Here is a 16,050-nt window from a genome sequence, read left to right on the forward strand (position 1 = left end):
GATCACACACTGCTTCCTCTGGGGGACAGAGGGCGGTAGGTGGCGCGCCATATACAGGGCGTGATCACGGGGTGTGCAGTCGTCCTCCCCACCCCCTTCCTCACAGAAACCTCAACTGGCCCGTGAATCAGGTGAATTCTTCGCGAGCCACTGCCGGAGGGGTCACGCGCCCGCCGCGCGCCCCTGCCCCACCACCCCCGCGCCCCAGGCCCCGCACAGCCGTCTTACAGCCGGTTTACGCGCGTTCGGGGCAGGATGGACACGCACAGTCAGTGCTCAGGTTTTCAGCCGGTCCCCCTTCGGACCGCGGCTCAAGGGAAGGACTACGACGTGCGTGTACTCGTCGTCGAGGACGAGCAGCTGCTCGCCGATGCGGTGGCCACCGGACTGCGCCGGGAGGCCATGGCAGTCGACGTCGTGTACGACGGCGCCGCGGCCCTCGAACGCGTCGGGGTGAACGACTACGACGTCGTCGTCCTCGACCGCGACCTCCCGCTCGTCCACGGCGACGACGTCTGCCGCAAGATCGTCGAGCTCGGCATGCCCACGCGCGTGCTGATGCTCACCGCGTCCGGCGACGTCAGCGACCGCGTCGAGGGCCTGGAGCTCGGCGCGGACGACTACCTGCCCAAGCCCTTCGCCTTCACCGAGCTCACCGCCCGCGTGCGCGCGCTCGGCCGGCGCACCACGGTGCCGCTGCCGCCCGTCCTGGAGCGCGCCGGCATCAAGCTCGACCCGAACCGCCGCGAGGTCTTCCGCGAGGGCAAGGAGGTCCAGCTCGCGCCGAAGGAGTTCGCCGTCCTGGAGGTCCTCATGCGCAGCGAGGGCGCCGTCGTCTCGGCCGAGCAGCTCCTGGAGAAGGCCTGGGACGAGAACACCGACCCGTTCACCAACGTCGTGCGCGTCACCGTCATGACCCTGCGCCGCAAGCTCGGCGAGCCCCCGGTCATCGTCACCGTGCCCGGCTCCGGGTACCGGATCTGACCCCGATGCCCACGACCTCCGCACCCCACCCCCAGGCGCCGCCGAAACCGACCTGGGACCCCCGGGACCCCGTCCGGCCGCTGCTGCGCCCGACCATCCGGATACGGCTCACGCTGCTGTACGGCGGCATGTTCCTGATCGCCGGCATCCTGCTGCTCTCGATCATCTACCTCTTCACGGCGCAGACGCTGGGCGAGAGCGCGGCCAAACTGCCGTTCGAGATCGTCACGGGCAAGGTGCAGCCCACCACCTCCTGGTGCGAGCTGCCCGTCCAGGGCAGTGGCAAGCAGTTCAACGACGCCGTGTCGGTCTGTCTGCGGCACCAGGGCGACCTGGCCCTGGACGACCTCCTGCGCCGCTCGCTCTTCGCCCTGCTCGGCCTGAGCATCATCGCCTTCGCCTTCGGCTACGCCATGGCGGGCCGGGTGCTCTCCCCGCTCGGCCGGATCACCCGCACCGCCCGCCAGGTGGCCGGTTCCGACCTGGCCCGCCGGATCGAGCTGGACGGCCCCGACGACGAGCTCAAGGAGCTCGCCGACACCTTCGACGAGATGCTGGAGCGCCTGGAGCGCGCCTTCACCGCCCAGCAGCGCTTCGTCGCGAACGCCTCGCACGAGCTGCGCACCCCGCTCGCCATCAACCGCACGCTCCTGGAGGTCCACCTCTCGGACCCCGGGGCGCCCGTGGAGCTCCAGCAGCTCGGCAAGACCCTGCTCGCCACCAACGAGCGCAGCGAGCAGCTCGTGGAGGGCCTGCTGCTGCTCGCCCGGAGCGACAACCAGATCATCGAGCGCAAGCCTGTCGACCTCGCCGAGGTCGCCTCCCGGGCGGTCGACCAGACGCACGCCGAGGCCGTGGCCAAGGGCGTGGAGATCAGGGGCGAGCGCGCGCCCGCCGTCGTCCAGGGCAACGGCGTCCTGCTGGAGCGGATCGCGCTGAACCTGCTCCAGAACGCCGTGCGGTACAACGTGCCGGAAGGAGGCTGGGTGGAGGTCGGTACCGAGACCGAGCACGGGCAGGCCGTCCTGGTCGTCTCGAACACGGGACCGGTGGTCCCCGCGTATGAGATCGACAACCTTTTCGAGCCGTTCCGGCGGCTCCGGCAGGAGCGCACCGGCAGCGACAAGGGGGTCGGTCTCGGCCTGTCGATCGCTCGGTCCGTGGCTCGCGCCCACGGCGGCCGTATCATCGCGGAGCCCCGCGAGGGCGGCGGTCTCGTGATGCGTGTCACTCTGCCGATCTGACACACTGCACGAGCCGACCGGTTCCGTTCGCTTTGCGCGGAATTCTCGGGCCCCGATTCTGAGACGCTCATGTGTGATCGATCACAGGAGAGGGTGTCCGGACCTCCACTCTCCGTGACCGAGAAATCCCTCGGAAAACCAGGAAAAGTCCGGGTTTCCGGGGCCCCGAATGACGGGAAGTACACGGGGTGGCGCCTGTGAAGGGCGCCCGGAGGACCGTGTACGGTCCGGTTCGCCACCCGAAGCCGATCACTCGTGAGAGGGCGCGACGGGTGTCGATTGAGTAACAGACCTTGATGTGAGGCAAAATCTCCGCCTCAGGTCGGGCACAAGTCCGACCTCTCACGCGTTACGTGCGCTGGAGACACCGCAACTACCCAGAGGGGGAGAGCGACATGGCAACGGATTACGACACCCCACGCAAGACCGACGACGACGTCGACTCGGACAGCCTTGAAGAACTGAAGGCCCGCCGGAACGACAAGTCGACCTCGACCGTCGACGTCGACGAGTTCGAGGCCGCCGAAGGCCTCGAGCTGCCCGGCGCCGACCTCTCGAACGAGGAGCTGGCCGTTCGGGTCCTGCCGAAGCAGGCCGACGAGTTCACGTGCATGAGCTGCTTCCTCGTGCACCACCGCAGCCAGCTGGCGCGGGAGAAGAACGGCCAGCCGATCTGCCGCGACTGCGACTGAGACCGCTCGGCCGTGGCAGGCGAGACACCGTCCCGGAAGCGGCGTCTACGGCTCCCTGGGAGCTCGCAGACGTACAAGGGCGGCACGAGCCCGGCAGAGGGTGCCCAGGAGGCCCCTGACGCCGAGCAAGCCGCTTCCCTGCCCTCCCTCGGTGCACGTGACGACGAGCGGGGCCCTTCGGCCTCGCTCGAAGCGGTCGTCGCGGACATCGAGGCGGTGACCGGTGTGCGCGTCGAGCCGGGCGCCGATCAGGGCGCCGGGCCGGACGCGGCGCCGCTCCCCGTGGAGCGGAGCGAGGCCGGCCGGGGCGAAGCGCGCGAAGGACGTCTGGGCGCCGTCAGGCGGCTGGCCAATCCGGCGCGGGCCCAACTCGACAAGATCAAGATCGACAGCGACCGGATCGAGGCCGTCCGGCGCGGCGTCGCGCGCAGCGTCAAGGACGGCGTGAAGCGCGGCGGCGACAGCGCCAAGGCCGGCATCGGCCATCTGGCCGACCGGCTGATCGATCTCGCCCCGCGGATCCCGGTCCGCGACCTGGCGACCCTGCGCAGACAGTTCCCCGGGCTCGGCCCCGAGGCGATCGCCGACAAGCTCGTCACGGGCGCGGCGAACGCGAGCTCGACCGTCGGTGCCGGCGTCGGCGCCGCCGCCATGCTTCCCGTACCGCCGGCCATGCCGGCCGAACTGGCGGCCGAGATCACCGGCGTCGCCGCCGTCGAACTCAAACTCATCGCCGAACTGCACGAGGTGTACGGACTGCGCCCGCAGGGCCGGATCACCCAGCGCTCGATGGCCTATCTGACCTCCTGGGCCGAGGAGCGGGGCATCGACCCCTCCAAACCCACCACGGTCAACGCGGCGCTCGGCGGACAGCTCAAGCGCGAGCTGCGCCAGCAGATCACGAAGCGCATGGTGCGCAATCTGCCGAACCTCACGCCCTTCATGGTCGGCGCCGCCGTCGGCGCGGTCATGAACCGGCGCGACACCAAGAAGCTCGCCGAGCACATCCGCAAGGACCTGCGCGCCCGCCAGGTCCCCTGGGACGTCCTCGGGGACCTGCCCCCGCTGGAGCAGCCCGAGAACCCGAAGGAGCTCGGCTTCTGAGAGCCCGCGGCCGGGCCGGACGAGAGCCCGGCCCGGGGGCTGCGCGGGATCAGGCCTCGGCGCGTACGGATTCCAGGGCGGCCACCAGGGCCTCCGGCTCACGGCTGGACAGGTAGGCGTACGGCGTCGGGTCCGCCGGGTCGGTGATCTCGACCCGCACCGCCCGCGGCACGTAGCTGCGCATCAGCATGAAGGCGCGCGGGTCCGCCTTGTACGTGCGCCAGGCGCGCGCCTCCTCCTCGTCCAGCACCTCGGCCGCCCCGAGCGCCGAGACCGGGATCCGTGCGTTGCCCGCCACGAGCGAACCCGCCACCACCCGGACCCGGGCGGAGCCGTACGAGGAGACCGCCGCACCGGCGACCACCGCCGCCACGATCAGACCGCCCAGCGTCGCGACCGTACCCAGCGGGAACATGACCAGGCCGCCGGAGAGGCCGAGCAGGCCCGCGATGACCCACCACGAGCGGGGCGCCGTCAGCCGCTCGTCGAAACGCGGCCCGACCGCCGCCGAGGCCGCCACCGGGGACGATGCGGCGGGCGCCGCGGCGGACGACGCGGGCGAAGGCTCGGAGGAGGGGGCGGGGGACGGCACGGAAGGCTGCATGCGTCCAAGCTTGGCACGGCGCGACCCGCGCCCGGCCGCGCGGGTAAGGTCTGCGCCTGTGACTGCAACATCTGCCGCCCTCACCCCGCCGGCCGACGCCATACCGCCGGTACGCCACCCCGACGCCCCGGCCCCCGGCGAGCTGCTCGGTGCGCACTACGAGTACTGCTTCGGGTGCGGCGGCGGGCAGCCCCACGGCCTGCACCTGGAGGCGCGGGCGGGCGAGGGTGTGACCGTCACCGCCGAGTTCACCGTGACCCCCGACCACCAGGGCGCCCCCGGCCTCGCGCACGGCGGCGTCCTCGCCACCGCGCTCGACGAGACCCTCGGCTCCCTGAACTGGCTGCTGCGGGTCATCGCCGTGACCGGCAGGCTGGAGACCGACTTCGCCCGGCCCGTTCCGGTCGGGACCGTGCTCCACCTGGAGGCCGCGGTCACCGCCGTACACGGCCGCAAGATCTACTCGACCGCCGTCGGCCGGATCGGCGGGCCCGAGGGCCCCGTCGCCGTCCGCGCGGACGCCCTCTTCATCGAGGTCAAGGTCGACCACTTCATCGACAACGGCCGCCCGGAGGAGATCCAGGCCGCCATGTCCGACCCCGACCAGGTCCGGCGCGCCCGCGCCTTCGAGGTGAACCCCTGATGCGCAACCCTGTCGACGTACTGATCCGCCGCGTGGACCCCGAGGTGCCGATCCCGGCCTACGGGCACCCCGGCGACGCCGGCGCCGACCTCGTGACCACCGAGGCCGCCGTCCTCGCCCCCGGGGAGCGCGCCGTGCTGCCCACCGGGGTCTCCATCGCGCTGCCGGACGGGTACGCGGCCTTCGTGCACCCGCGCTCCGGCCTGGCCGCCCGCTGCGGAGTCGCGCTCGTGAATGCCCCGGGGACGGTGGATGCCGGGTACCGTGGAGAGATCAAAGTGATCGTGGTCAATCTCGACCCGCGCGAGAGCGTGCGGTTCGAGCGGTTCGACCGGATTGCCCAACTGGTCGTCCAGCAGGTCGAGAAGGTTCGCTTCCACGAGGTGGCGGAGCTTCCCGGCTCGGCACGGGCCGAGGGGGGCTTCGGGTCCACCGGCGGCCATGCCGCCGTGGACGGCGCAACGGGTGGGAATCGATACGCTTCGGTCGTATCCGACCGGGAAGGACAGTGACGTGTTCGGACGTCGCAAGAAGAGCGGTGCCGCTGAGGACGCAGCGGGCGAGGCCGAGCAGGTCGTCGAGGAGGTCGGGTCCCGCGACGGTGAGGCCTCGGCCGACGCGCCGCGTCGGGTGAACCTTCCGCCGGCGCCCCGGCCCGACGGGCCGTGGGACATCTCCGAGGTCACGACGCCGGAGGACGGCCGTGTCGACCTCGGTGGCGTGTTCGTGCCCGGAGTCGAGGGCATGGAGCTGCGGGTCGAGGTGGCGGGCGACGCGATCGTCGCGGCCACCGTCGTCCTGCGCGACAGCGCCGTGCAGCTCCAGGCCTTCGCCGCCCCCAAGAAGGAGGGCATCTGGGGCGAGGTCCGTGACGAGATCGCCACGGGCATCGTCCAGCAGGGCGGAGTGATCGACGAGGTCGAGGGCCCCCTCGGCTGGGAGCTGCGGGCCCAGGTCCCCGTACAGCTGCCGGACGGCAACCGCGGCGTGCAGCTCGTGCGCTTCGTGGGCGTCGACGGACCCCGCTGGTTCCTGCGCGGAGTGATCTCCGGGCAGGGCGCGGTGCAGCCGGAGGCGGCCGGGCTCCTGGAGCAGATCGTGCGGGACACCGTGGTCGTCCGCGGTGACGGCCCGATGGCCCCGCGCGACCCGATCGTCCTCAAGCTGCCGAACGACGCACAGATGGTGCCGGACGGTGTCCAGCAGGAGGAGCAGGCGAACTCGCGCTTCTCCGGCGGCATGGGCCAGCTCCAGCGCGGCCCGGAGGTCACCGAGATCCGCTGAGCCGCGATCGAGGTTCGAGAACGAGCGGTGGGCCGCTTCCCGTACAGAGGTACGGGAAGCGGCCCACCGGCCGTTTTCCCCCCGGCTTCCCCGCCGATCCTCCCGCCGACCCCCGCCGTTCCCGCAGTCCGTCCCGTCGCGGGCTCTGGCCCTGGGGCCCGGCCGCGGACCATACTGGCGGGCGCACATGTTCGAGGAGGGGGAGCACACGGTGAGTGAGAGCAGCACACGGTCCGGAACGGCCGTCGCCGAGGACCCGGCCGGCCTGCCGATGGTCCGGGTCGAGGACCTCCGGCGCTCGTACGGGACGGGCGAGGCCGCCGTCCACGCCCTGCGCGGGGTCTCCTTCGACATCCCGCGCGGCGAGCTCGTCGCCCTGAAGGGCCGCTCGGGCTCCGGCAAGACGACCCTGCTCAACCTCGTGGGCGGCCTCGACAGTGCCGACGGGGGCCGGATCGTCATCGACGGCACCGACCTCTCCACGCTCGGCGAGAACGGGCTCCTGGAGCTGCGCCGCGACCGGATCGGCTTCATCTTCCAGTCCTTCGGGCTCCTCCCGATCCTCTCCGCCGCCGAGAACGTCGGCGTACCCCTCCGGCTGCGCAAGGCCGACCCGAAGGAGCGCGAGGAGCGGGTCGCGCTGATGCTCTCCCTCGTGGGCCTCGCCGATCACGCGGCCCAGCGGCCCGGCGAGCTCTCCGGCGGCCAGCAGCAGCGCGTCGCCATCGCCCGCGCCCTCGCCAACAAGCCGGCCCTGCTGATCGCCGACGAGCCGACCGGCCAGCTCGACGCGGAGACCGGGCTCGCCGTCATGGAGCTGCTGCGCGCGGTGGTGCGCAGCGAGGGCTGTACGGCTCTGGTCGCCACGCACGACCCGCAGCTCCTGGGCCTGGCGGACCGGGTCCTGGAGCTGAGCGACGGCGAGATCGTCGAGCACTGAGTCCAGGGGGCCGCGGGTCCGGGCCGGCCGGTCCGGGTCCGTCGGCCTCGGGACATCAGAATCACGTCAATACCGCACCGGCGCCTCCGCCCGCGTACGGAATGTCCGATTGGCTGGACGTATGGTCGTGCCATGGGACGCGGCAAGCTTCGGATCTATCTCGGCGCTGCGCCGGGTGTCGGCAAGACGTACGCGATGCTCTCCGAGGGACACCGCCGGATCGAGCGCGGCACGGACTGCGTCGTGGCCTTCGTGGAGCACCATGGACGGCCGCGCACGGAGGTGATGCTGCACGGCCTGGAGCAGGTCCCGCGCCGGACCCTGGAGCACCGGGGCGCCACCTTCACCGAGATGGACGTCGACGCGGTCCTGGCCAGGAAGCCGGCCGTCGCGCTCGTCGACGAGCTCGCCCACACGAACGTCCCCGGCGCCCGGAACTCCAAGCGCTGGCAGGACGTCGTCGAGCTCCTCGCGGCCGGCATCGACGTCGTGTCGACGGTCAACATCCAGCACCTGGAGTCGCTGGGGGACGTCGTCGAGTCGATCACCGGCGTACGGCAGAAGGAGACCGTCCCCGACGAGGTCGTCCGCCGGGCCGACCAGATCGAGCTGGTCGACATGTCGCCGCAGGCCCTGCGCCGCCGCATGGCCCACGGCAACATCTACACGTCCGACAAGGTCGACGCGGCCCTCTCCAACTACTTCCGCCCCGGCAACCTCACCGCCCTGCGCGAGCTCGCACTGCTGTGGACGGCCGACCGGGTCGACGAGTACCTCCAGCAGTACCGGGGCGAGCACAACATCCGCTCCACCTGGCAGGCCCGGGAGCGCATCGTCGTGGGCCTCACCGGCGGCCCCGAGGGCCGCACGCTCATACGCCGGGCCACACGGCTGGCCGAGAAGGGCGCGGGCGGCGAGGTGCTCGCCGTCTACATCGCCCGCAGCGACGGCCTGACCGCCGCCTCGCCGAAGGAGCTGGCCGTCCAGCGGACCCTCGTCGAGGATCTCGGCGGAACGTTCCACCACGTCATCGGCGACGACGTCCCCTCCGCGCTCCTGGAGTTCGCCCGCGGGGTCAACGCCACCCAGATCGTCCTCGGCTCCAGCCGCCGCCGTGCCTGGCAGTACATCTTCGGCCCCGGTGTCGGCCAGACCGTGGCCCGGGAGTCCGGCCCCGATCTCGACGTCCACATCGTCACCCACAGCGAGGTCGCCAAGGGCCGGGGGCTGCCCGTCGCGCGCGGGGCGCGCCTCGGCCGGTCCCGGATCCTCGGCGGCTGGCTCGTCGGCGTCGGGGGGCCCGCCGCCCTGGCCCTGCTCCTCACGCACGTCGACGCCGACCTCGGCCTCGCCAACGACATGCTGCTGTTCCTCGCCCTGACCGTCGCCGCGGCGATGCTCGGCGGGTTCCTGCCCGCCCTCGCCTCGGCCGCGGTCGGCTCCTTCCTCCTGAACTGGTTCTTCACCCCGCCCGTCCACCGGCTCACCATCGCCGACCCGAAGAACATCGTCGCCATCAGCGTCTTCCTCGGCGTCGCGATGGCGGTCGCCTCGGTGGTGGACCTGGCGGCCCGGCGCACCCACCAGGCGGCCCGGCTGCGCGCCGAGTCCGAGGTCCTGTCGTACCTCGCGGGCAGCGTGCTGCGCGGCGAGACCAGCCTGGACGCCCTCCTCGAACGGGTCCGCGAGACCTTCTCGATGGAGTCGGTGACCCTGCTGGAGCGGGCGGACGAGATCGAACCGTGGACCCCGGCCGCCAGCGTCGGCTCCCACCCGGTGGCCCGCCCGGAGGACGCCGACGTGGACATGCCGGTCGGTGACCATCTGGCCCTGGCGCTGACCGGCCGGGTCCTGCCGGCCGAGGACCGGCGCGTCCTCGGCGCGTTCGCGGCCCAGGCCGCGGTCGTCCTGGACCGGCAGCGGCTCGTCGGCGAGGCCGAGGAGGCCAGGAAGCTGGCCGAGGGCAACAAGATCCGTACGTCGCTCCTCGCCGCCGTCAGCCACGACCTGCGCACGCCGCTCGCGAGCATCAAGGCCTCCGTCACCTCCCTCCGCTCCGACGACGTCGAGTGGTCCGAGGAGGACCGCGCCGAACTCCTTGAGGGCATCGAGGCGGGCGCCGACCGGCTCGACCACCTCGTCGGCAACCTCCTCGACATGTCCCGCCTCCAGACCGGCACCGTCACCCCGCTCATCCGCGGCGTGGACCTCGACGAGGTCGTCCCGATGGCCCTCGGGGGAGTGCCCGACGGCAGCGCCGAGCTCGACATCCCCGAGACGCTGCCGATGGTCGAGGTCGACAAGGGCCTCCTGGAGAGGGCCGTCGCCAACATCGTCGAGAACGCCGTCAAGTACAGCCCCGACGGCGAACCCGTCTCGGTCGCGGCCAGCACCCTGGGAGAACGCGTCGAGCTGCGGGTCGTGGACCGCGGCCCCGGAGTGCCCGACGAGAGCAAGGACGGCATCTTCGAGCCGTTCCAGCGCTTCGGCGACGCGCCCCGCGGCGCCGGCGTCGGCCTCGGCCTCGCGGTCGCCCGCGGCTTCGTCGAGGCCATGGGAGGGACCCTCGCCGCCGAGGACACCCCGGGCGGCGGACTGACCATGGTGCTCACCCTCAGGGCCGTGCGGGGCGCGCCCCCGGAACCGGCCGCGGAGCTCCCGGCGCACGCCGTGACCTGAGCCGACCGGGAGACCCGCTCCCGCACCCGTCCGGCGCCGCCCCCGCTCCCGTGGCCCTCCGGCGCCGCCCGTGCTCCCGTAGAGCCCCGCCAGCCCCTATAGCCCCGACAGCCCCGCAAGCCCCACCATCATCAGCCGAGCCGCCCGCAACGGGCACCGAAGAAGGTAGGTCCCCCTCCATGACCCGGGTCCTCGTGGTCGACGACGAGCCGCAGATCGTCCGCGCCCTGGTGATCAACCTCAAGGCGCGGAAGTACGAGGTCGACGCCGCAGCCGACGGCGCCACCGCCCTCCGGCTGGCCGCCGAGCGCCACCCCGACGTCGTCGTCCTCGACCTCGGCCTGCCCGACATGGACGGCGTCGAGGTGATCAAGGGCCTGCGCGGCTGGACGAGGGTGCCGATCCTGGTCCTCTCCGCCCGCCAGACCTCCGACGAGAAGGTCGAGGCACTCGACGCAGGCGCCGACGACTACGTCACCAAGCCCTTCGGCATGGACGAGCTGCTCGCGCGGCTGCGCGCGGCCGTGCGCCGCGCCGAGCCGGTCGGCGGCGCCGAGGACGGCGTGGTCGTCGTCGAGACCGAGGGCTTCACCGTCGACCTGGCGGCGAAGAAGGTCCACCGCGACGGCCGGGACGTCCGGCTCACCCCCACCGAGTGGCACCTCCTGGAGGTCCTCGTCCGCAACGGCGGGCGGCTGGTCAGCCAGAAGCAGCTGCTCCAGGAGGTCTGGGGACCCTCGTACGGCACGGAGACCAACTACCTCCGCGTCTACATGGCGCAACTGCGGCGCAAGCTGGAGGCCGATCCCTCGCACCCCCGCCACTTCGTCACCGAACCGGGCATGGGATACCGCTTCGAACGATGAAGCGAACGTCGTGTGTGCGGCCGGTCCTGGTGACGGTGGAGGCCGGTACGCTTTCTGTATGAGTGCTGCACCGCGTACTGAGAAGCCGGCCGGAAGGTTCCGTCGGATGCTCGACCGGCTCTCCTCCACCCCGGAGGACCTGGAGTCGGAGGAGCTCCAGGAGGACGCAGAGGCCACCGGGTGCACACGTATCTGTGACTGCTCCGACCGCCAGATAGTCAAGGTGACTGGTACCTTGCGCACGGTCACGCTGCGTCCCCGGGCCGGTGTGCCCGCGCTGGAGGCCGAGCTCTTCGACGGCACGGCACCGCTGGACGTCGTCTGGCTGGGCCGCCGCTCCATCGTGGGCATCGAACCGGGCCGCAAGCTGATCGCCTCCGGCCGGATCTCCATGAGCCACGGCCGGCGGGTCCTCTTCAACCCCAAATACGAGCTCCGACCGCTCGGACAGGAGTAGCCGGTGACGTCCCTCGACAAGCCGACCACGGATCAGGACGCCCAGGCCCCGCAGGACGCCCAGGCCTCGAAGGAGGTCACCGAGGCCGCGCTGTTCGAGGCCTTCGGCGGTCTGCGGGGCATGATCGAGACGGTCGTGCCCGGCCTGCTCTTCGTCACGATCTTCACGATCAACAAGGACCTGCACGTCTCGGCGATCGCCGCGCTCGCGGTCTCGCTGGTCCTGGTCGCGGTCCGGCTGATCCGTCGCGACACCGTCAAGCACGCCTTCAGCGGCGTCTTCGGTGTCGCCTTCGGTGTCGTCTTCGCGATGATGACGGGCAACGCCAAGGACTTCTACCTGCCGGGCATGCTGTACACCCTGGGCCTCGCCCTCGCGTACCTCATCACCACGCTCGCGGGCGTCCCGCTGATCGGCCTGATCCTCGGCCCGGTGTTCAAGGAGAACCTCTCCTGGCGCACCCGCAACCCCGGCCGAAAGAAGGCGTACGCGAAGGCCAGCCTGGCCTGGGGCCTGATCCTGCTCGCCAAGTGCGCGATCCTCTTCCCCATGTACTGGTGGGCCGACACGACCAAGTTCGGCTGGGTCCTGGTCGCCCTGAAGATCCCGCCGTTCCTGCTCGCGGTCTACCTCACCTGGATGTTCCTCGCGAAGGCGCCGCCGCCGATCGACGTCTTCGCCGAGATTGAGGCCGAGGAGCGCGCCGAGAAGGAGCGCAAGGCGGCCGCGGCCGCCGCGCAGAGCGGCACGCCGGAGGCCTGAGCCTCGTACCGACGCTCCACGCGGAGGCGGGCCGATCGGAGGCACGTCACGCGGAGTACGTCACGCGAAGCACGGCACGCGGAAGGGCCCGGACCTGACGAACAGGTCCGGGCCCTTCGGCGTATCCCGTGTGCTCAGGACTCGGTGGTCTCGCGGCGGACCTGCAGCAGGTCCTCCAGCTGCTCCTCGCGGGCCTGCGCGGCCACGAACAGCAGCTCGTCGCCGGCCTCCAGGGTCTCCTCCGGGCTTGGCGTCAGCACCCGCGAACCGCGGATGATCGTCACCAGCGAGGTGTCCTGGGGCCAGTCCACGTCCCCGACCGCCGTGCCGGCGACCGCCGACTCCGGCGGGAGCGTCAGCTCGACCAGGTTCGCGTCGCCGTGGCTGAAGCGGAGCAGCCGGACGAGGTCGCCGACGCTCACCGCCTCCTCGACCAGGGCCGACATGAGCCGCGGCGTCGAGACGGCGACGTCCACGCCCCAGGCCTCGTTGAACAGCCACTCGTTCTTCGGGTTGTTCACCCGGGCGACGACCCGCGGCACGCCGTACTCGGTCTTGGCGAGGAGCGAGACGACCAGGTTCACCTTGTCGTCGCCGGTCGCCGCGATCACCACGTTGCAGCGCTGGAGCGCCGCCTCGTCGAGGGACGTGATCTCACAGGCGTCGGCGAGCAGCCACTCCGCCTGCGGCACGCGCTCCACCGAGATGGCGGTCGGCGCCTTGTCGATGAGCAGGACCTCGTGACCGTTCTCCAGGAGCTCGCCCGCGATGGAACGGCCCACCGCACCCGCGCCCGCAATAGCGACACGCATCAGTGACCGCCCTCCTCAGGACCCTCGGCGAAGGCCTCCTCGACCTTCGCGATCTCGTCCGTACGCATCATCACGTGCACCAGGTCACCCTCCTGGAGCACCGTCTGCGAGGTCGGCAGAACTGCCTCGCCCAGGCGGGTGAGGAAGGCGACACGGACTCCGGTCTCCTCCTGGAGCCGGCTCACCTTGTGGCCGATCCAGGCGGGAGAGGTGTGCACCTCCGCGAGCTGCACACCGCCGCTCGGGTCGCGCCACAGGGGCTCCGCGCCGGAGGGCAGAAGCCGGCGCAGCATCTGGTCGGCGGTCCAGCGGACCGTCGCGACCGTCGGGATCCCGAGGCGCTGGTAGACCTCGGCACGGCGCGGGTCGTAGATCCGCGCCGCCACGTTCTCGATGCCGAACATCTCGCGTGCGACCCGCGCCGCGATGATGTTCGAGTTGTCGCCGCTGCTCACCGCGGCGAAGGCACCGGCGTCCTCGATCCCTGCCTCACGCAGCGTGTCCTGGTCGAAGCCCACGCCCGTCACGCGACGGCCGCCGAAACCGGACCCAAGACGACGGAAAGCCGTCGGGTCCTGGTCGACGACCGCGACGGTGTGCCCCTGCTGTTCGAGGGTCTGCGCGAGAGCGGCTCCCACTCGCCCGCAGCCCATGATGACGATGTGCACGTCCCCTTACCCCGCACTCCTGATCGCCCTGCTGACCTGCGAAAACACCCTGCCCACAACTTTCCTCGCCCGATCGGCCCGGGCCGCGGCGGACAACACCCTGCCGGGTTGTCCGGTCCGAGCTTATGCGGCAACGCTGGCGGGGACCGCATCGCAGGTGGTACTGAGGGAGATTCCGTGCGGATCGGGGGTGCCGGTGAGCATGGCGGATTTCGAACGCTTACGATCCTCTCCGTGTCCAAACTGACCGACGTGCCCAAACGGATCCTGATCGGGCGGGCCCTGCGTAGCGACAAGCTCGGGGAAACCCTCCTCCCGAAGCGGATCGCCCTCCCCGTCTTCGCCTCCGACCCGCTGTCCTCGGTGGCGTACGCGCCAGGTGAGGTGCTCCTCGTCCTCTCCGTCGCGGGCCTGTCGGCGTACCACTTCAGCCCGTGGATCGCGCTCGCGGTCGTCGTCCTGATGTTCACGGTCGTCGCCTCGTACCGCCAGAACGTGCACGCGTACCCGAGCGGCGGCGGCGACTACGAGGTCGCCAACACCAACCTCGGGCCGAAGGCCGGACTCACCGTGGCGAGCGCCCTGCTCGTCGACTACGTCCTGACCGTCGCCGTCTCGATCTCCTCGGGCATCGAGAACCTGGGCTCCGCGATCCCCTTCGTCGTCGAGCACAAGGTGGCCTGCGCGGTCGGGGTCATCGTCCTGCTGACGCTGATGAACCTGCGCGGAGTGAAGGAGTCGGGCAGCCTCTTCGCCATCCCGACGTACGTCTTCGTCGCGGGCGTCTTCATCATGATCGCCTGGGGCGCGTACCAGGGGATCGTCCTCGACGAGACCATGAAGGCCCCCACCGCCGACTTCGAGATCAAGGCCGAGCACGAGGGTCTGGCCGGCTTCGCGCTGGTCTTCCTGCTGCTCCGCGCCTTCTCCTCCGGCTGTGCCGCGCTCACCGGCGTCGAGGCGATCTCCAACGGCGTCCCCGCCTTCCGGAAGCCGAAGTCGAAGAACGCCGCCACCACGCTCGCCCTCATGGGCGGCCTGGCCGTCACCATGTTCTGCGGCATCATCTTCCTCGCCATGGCCACCGACGTCCGGATGGCCGAGAAGCCCGCCGAGGACCTCCTCCACAACGGAGTGCCGGTCGGCGAGGGCTACGTCCAGGACCCGGTCATCTCCCAGGTCGCGGCCGCCGTCTTCGGCGACGGAACGTTCTTCTTCGTCGTCCTCGCCGCCGCCACCGCGCTCGTCCTCTTCCTGGCCGCCAACACCGCGTACAACGGCTTCCCGCTCCTCGGCTCGATCCTCGCCCAGGACCGGTACCTGCCGCGCCAGCTGCACACCCGCGGCGACCGCCTCACCTTCTCCAACGGCATCGTGCTCCTCGCCGGCGCCGCAGCGCTCCTCGTCTGGGTTTACGGAGCCGACTCGACCCGGCTCATCCAGCTGTACATCGTCGGTGTCTTCGTCTCCTTCACGCTCAGCCAGATCGGCATGGTCCGGCACTGGAACCGGCACCTGAAGTCGGAACGCGAGCCCGCCAAGCGCCGCCACATGATCCGCTCCCGCGCGATCAACGCCTTCGGTGCCTTCTTCACCGGCCTCGTCCTCGTCGTCGTCCTCGCCACCAAGTTCACCCACGGCGCCTGGGTCGCCCTGCTCGGCATGGTGATCTTCTACGGGACGATGACCGCGATCCGCCGGCACTACGACTCCGTGTCCGCCGAGATCGCCGCCGCCGAGGAACGCCCCGACGAGTACGTGCGCCCCTCGCGGGTCCGCTCCATCGTCCTCGTCTCCAAGCTCCACAAGCCGACCCTGCGCGCCCTGGCCTACGCCAAGCTCATGCACGCCAACGAGCTGGAGGCGCTGACCGTCAACGTCGACCCGGTCGAGGTGAAGGCGCTCAAGGAGGAGTGGGAGCGGCGCGGCATCAACGTTCCGCTCAAGATCCTCGACTCCCCGTACCGCGAGATCACCCGGCCGGTGATCGAGTACGTGAAGAGCATCCGCCGCGAGAGCCCGCGCGACGCCGTCTCCGTCTACATCCCGGAGTACGTCGTCGGCCACTGGTACGAGCACCTGCTCCACAACCAGTCCGCGCTCCGCCTCAAGGGCAGGCTGCTCTTCACCCCCGGCGTCATGGTCACCTCGGTGCCGTACCAGCTCCAGTCCTCCGAGGCCGCGAAGAAGCGGGCCCGGAAGCGCCAGGAGTGGAACGCGCCGGGCTCGGTCCGCCGTGGCCCGGTGGAGAAGGGCCAGAAGGAACCGGCCGCGAAGAACAACCGGTAAAGAACAACTAGACTGGTGGGCT

16 protein-coding genes are annotated in these 16,050 nt (G+C 71.2%); 13 read left to right on the forward strand and 3 right to left on the reverse strand.

Going from position 1 to position 16,050, the window contains the following annotated elements; genetic code table 11:
* The first annotated feature begins 330 nt into the window (after window positions 1-330).
* The 4 genes from SGA01_RS08685 to SGA01_RS08700 all read left to right on the forward strand — a co-directional run bounded on the left by SGA01_RS08685 (window position 331) and on the right by SGA01_RS08700 (window position 4,024).
* Window positions 331-984: a response regulator transcription factor gene (locus SGA01_RS08685; protein ID WP_017237674.1), complete on the forward strand. Its 654-nt coding sequence runs from the start codon at window positions 331-333 to the stop codon at window positions 982-984.
* A gap of 5 nt (window positions 985-989) precedes the next feature.
* Window positions 990-2,228 carry a sensor histidine kinase gene (locus SGA01_RS08690; RefSeq protein WP_141294947.1) on the forward strand — a complete coding sequence of 413 codons (1,239 nt, stop codon included), beginning with the start codon at window positions 990-992 and terminating at the stop codon, window positions 2,226-2,228.
* Between the two features lie 395 nt (window positions 2,229-2,623).
* Complete coding sequence (locus SGA01_RS08695; protein ID WP_003955561.1) at window positions 2,624-2,920, forward strand: DUF4193 domain-containing protein; 297 nt, start codon at window positions 2,624-2,626, stop codon at window positions 2,918-2,920.
* Between the two features lie 12 nt (window positions 2,921-2,932).
* Window positions 2,933-4,024 carry a hypothetical protein gene (locus SGA01_RS08700; RefSeq protein WP_141294949.1) on the forward strand — a complete coding sequence of 364 codons (1,092 nt, stop codon included), beginning with the start codon at window positions 2,933-2,935 and terminating at the stop codon, window positions 4,022-4,024.
* Window positions 4,025-4,073: 49 nt separating this feature from the next.
* On the opposite strand, the gene SGA01_RS08705 is transcribed toward SGA01_RS08700, so the two are convergent.
* Window positions 4,074-4,628: a DUF3093 domain-containing protein gene (locus tag SGA01_RS08705; protein WP_141294951.1), complete on the reverse strand. Its 555-nt coding sequence runs from the start codon at window positions 4,626-4,628 to the stop codon at window positions 4,074-4,076.
* Between the two features lie 58 nt (window positions 4,629-4,686).
* Between SGA01_RS08705 and SGA01_RS08710 the strand changes: the two genes are divergently transcribed.
* From SGA01_RS08710 to SGA01_RS08745, 8 genes are all read left to right on the forward strand, one after another.
* Window positions 4,687-5,271, forward strand: a complete 585-nt coding sequence (locus SGA01_RS08710) for a PaaI family thioesterase (RefSeq protein WP_041131652.1) — start codon at window positions 4,687-4,689, stop codon at window positions 5,269-5,271.
* The gene (gene dut, locus SGA01_RS08715) at window positions 5,271-5,783 is read left to right on the forward strand and encodes a dUTP diphosphatase (RefSeq protein WP_055640924.1); all 513 of its coding nucleotides are present in this window, start codon (window positions 5,271-5,273) and stop codon (window positions 5,781-5,783) included. Before SGA01_RS08710 ends, dut begins: the two co-directional genes overlap by 1 nt.
* A 1-nt stretch (window position 5,784) precedes the next feature.
* On the forward strand, window positions 5,785-6,555 hold the full coding sequence (locus tag SGA01_RS08720; RefSeq protein ID WP_141294953.1) for a DUF3710 domain-containing protein: 771 nt from the start codon (window positions 5,785-5,787) through the stop codon (window positions 6,553-6,555).
* A gap of 187 nt (window positions 6,556-6,742) precedes the next feature.
* Window positions 6,743-7,495, forward strand: coding sequence for an ABC transporter ATP-binding protein (locus SGA01_RS08725; protein ID WP_141294955.1), 753 nt, complete (start codon window positions 6,743-6,745; stop codon window positions 7,493-7,495).
* A gap of 132 nt (window positions 7,496-7,627) precedes the next feature.
* Window positions 7,628-10,174: a DUF4118 domain-containing protein gene (locus SGA01_RS08730; RefSeq protein WP_141294957.1), complete on the forward strand. Its 2,547-nt coding sequence runs from the start codon at window positions 7,628-7,630 to the stop codon at window positions 10,172-10,174.
* Between the two features lie 179 nt (window positions 10,175-10,353).
* Window positions 10,354-11,040 carry a response regulator gene (locus tag SGA01_RS08735; RefSeq protein WP_141294959.1) on the forward strand — a complete coding sequence of 229 codons (687 nt, stop codon included), beginning with the start codon at window positions 10,354-10,356 and terminating at the stop codon, window positions 11,038-11,040.
* 58 nt (window positions 11,041-11,098) lie between these two features.
* On the forward strand, window positions 11,099-11,497 hold the full coding sequence (locus tag SGA01_RS08740; RefSeq protein WP_078627107.1) for an OB-fold nucleic acid binding domain-containing protein: 399 nt from the start codon (window positions 11,099-11,101) through the stop codon (window positions 11,495-11,497).
* 3 nt (window positions 11,498-11,500) lie between these two features.
* Window positions 11,501-12,259 (forward strand): DUF3159 domain-containing protein, encoded by a 759-nt coding sequence (locus SGA01_RS08745; protein ID WP_141294961.1) that lies wholly within the window; start codon window positions 11,501-11,503, stop codon window positions 12,257-12,259.
* Between the two features lie 134 nt (window positions 12,260-12,393).
* On the opposite strand, the gene SGA01_RS08750 is transcribed toward SGA01_RS08745, so the two are convergent.
* A complete protein-coding gene (locus tag SGA01_RS08750) occupies window positions 12,394-13,071 on the reverse strand; it encodes a potassium channel family protein (protein ID WP_141294962.1) in 678 nt (225 codons plus the stop codon).
* A complete protein-coding gene (locus tag SGA01_RS08755) occupies window positions 13,071-13,739 on the reverse strand; it encodes a potassium channel family protein (protein WP_141294964.1) in 669 nt (222 codons plus the stop codon). Before SGA01_RS08755 ends, SGA01_RS08750 begins: the two co-directional genes overlap by 1 nt.
* Window positions 13,740-13,973: 234 nt before the next feature.
* Between SGA01_RS08755 and SGA01_RS08760 the strand changes: the two genes are divergently transcribed.
* Entirely contained in the window at window positions 13,974-16,028 is a 2,055-nt protein-coding gene (locus SGA01_RS08760) for an APC family permease (protein ID WP_141294966.1), read from the forward strand.
* Window positions 16,029-16,050: the final 22 nt, after the last annotated feature.

The sequence above is a fragment of the Streptomyces gardneri genome (assembly GCF_006539185.1).
Lineage (GTDB): Bacteria > Actinomycetota > Actinomycetes > Streptomycetales > Streptomycetaceae > Streptomyces > Streptomyces gardneri.

Excerpts from the sequence above, each read along its gene's own strand:
- SGA01_RS08725 (WP_141294955.1), top strand. The coding sequence starts at position 6,743 with ATGTTCGAGGAGGGGGAGCACACGGTGAGTGAGAGCAGCACACGGTCC.
- SGA01_RS08735 (WP_141294959.1), top strand. The coding sequence starts at position 10,354 with ATGACCCGGGTCCTCGTGGTCGACGACGAGCCGCAGATCGTCCGCGCC.
- SGA01_RS08690 (WP_141294947.1), top strand. The coding sequence starts at position 990 with ATGCCCACGACCTCCGCACCCCACCCCCAGGCGCCGCCGAAACCGACC.
- SGA01_RS08705 (WP_141294951.1), bottom strand. The coding sequence starts at position 4,628 with ATGCAGCCTTCCGTGCCGTCCCCCGCCCCCTCCTCCGAGCCTTCGCCC.
- dut (WP_055640924.1), top strand. The coding sequence starts at position 5,271 with ATGCGCAACCCTGTCGACGTACTGATCCGCCGCGTGGACCCCGAGGTG.
- SGA01_RS08730 (WP_141294957.1), top strand. The coding sequence starts at position 7,628 with ATGGGACGCGGCAAGCTTCGGATCTATCTCGGCGCTGCGCCGGGTGTC.
- SGA01_RS08695 (WP_003955561.1), top strand. The coding sequence starts at position 2,624 with ATGGCAACGGATTACGACACCCCACGCAAGACCGACGACGACGTCGAC.
- SGA01_RS08740 (WP_078627107.1), top strand. The coding sequence starts at position 11,099 with ATGAGTGCTGCACCGCGTACTGAGAAGCCGGCCGGAAGGTTCCGTCGG.
- SGA01_RS08750 (WP_141294962.1), bottom strand. The coding sequence starts at position 13,071 with ATGCGTGTCGCTATTGCGGGCGCGGGTGCGGTGGGCCGTTCCATCGCG.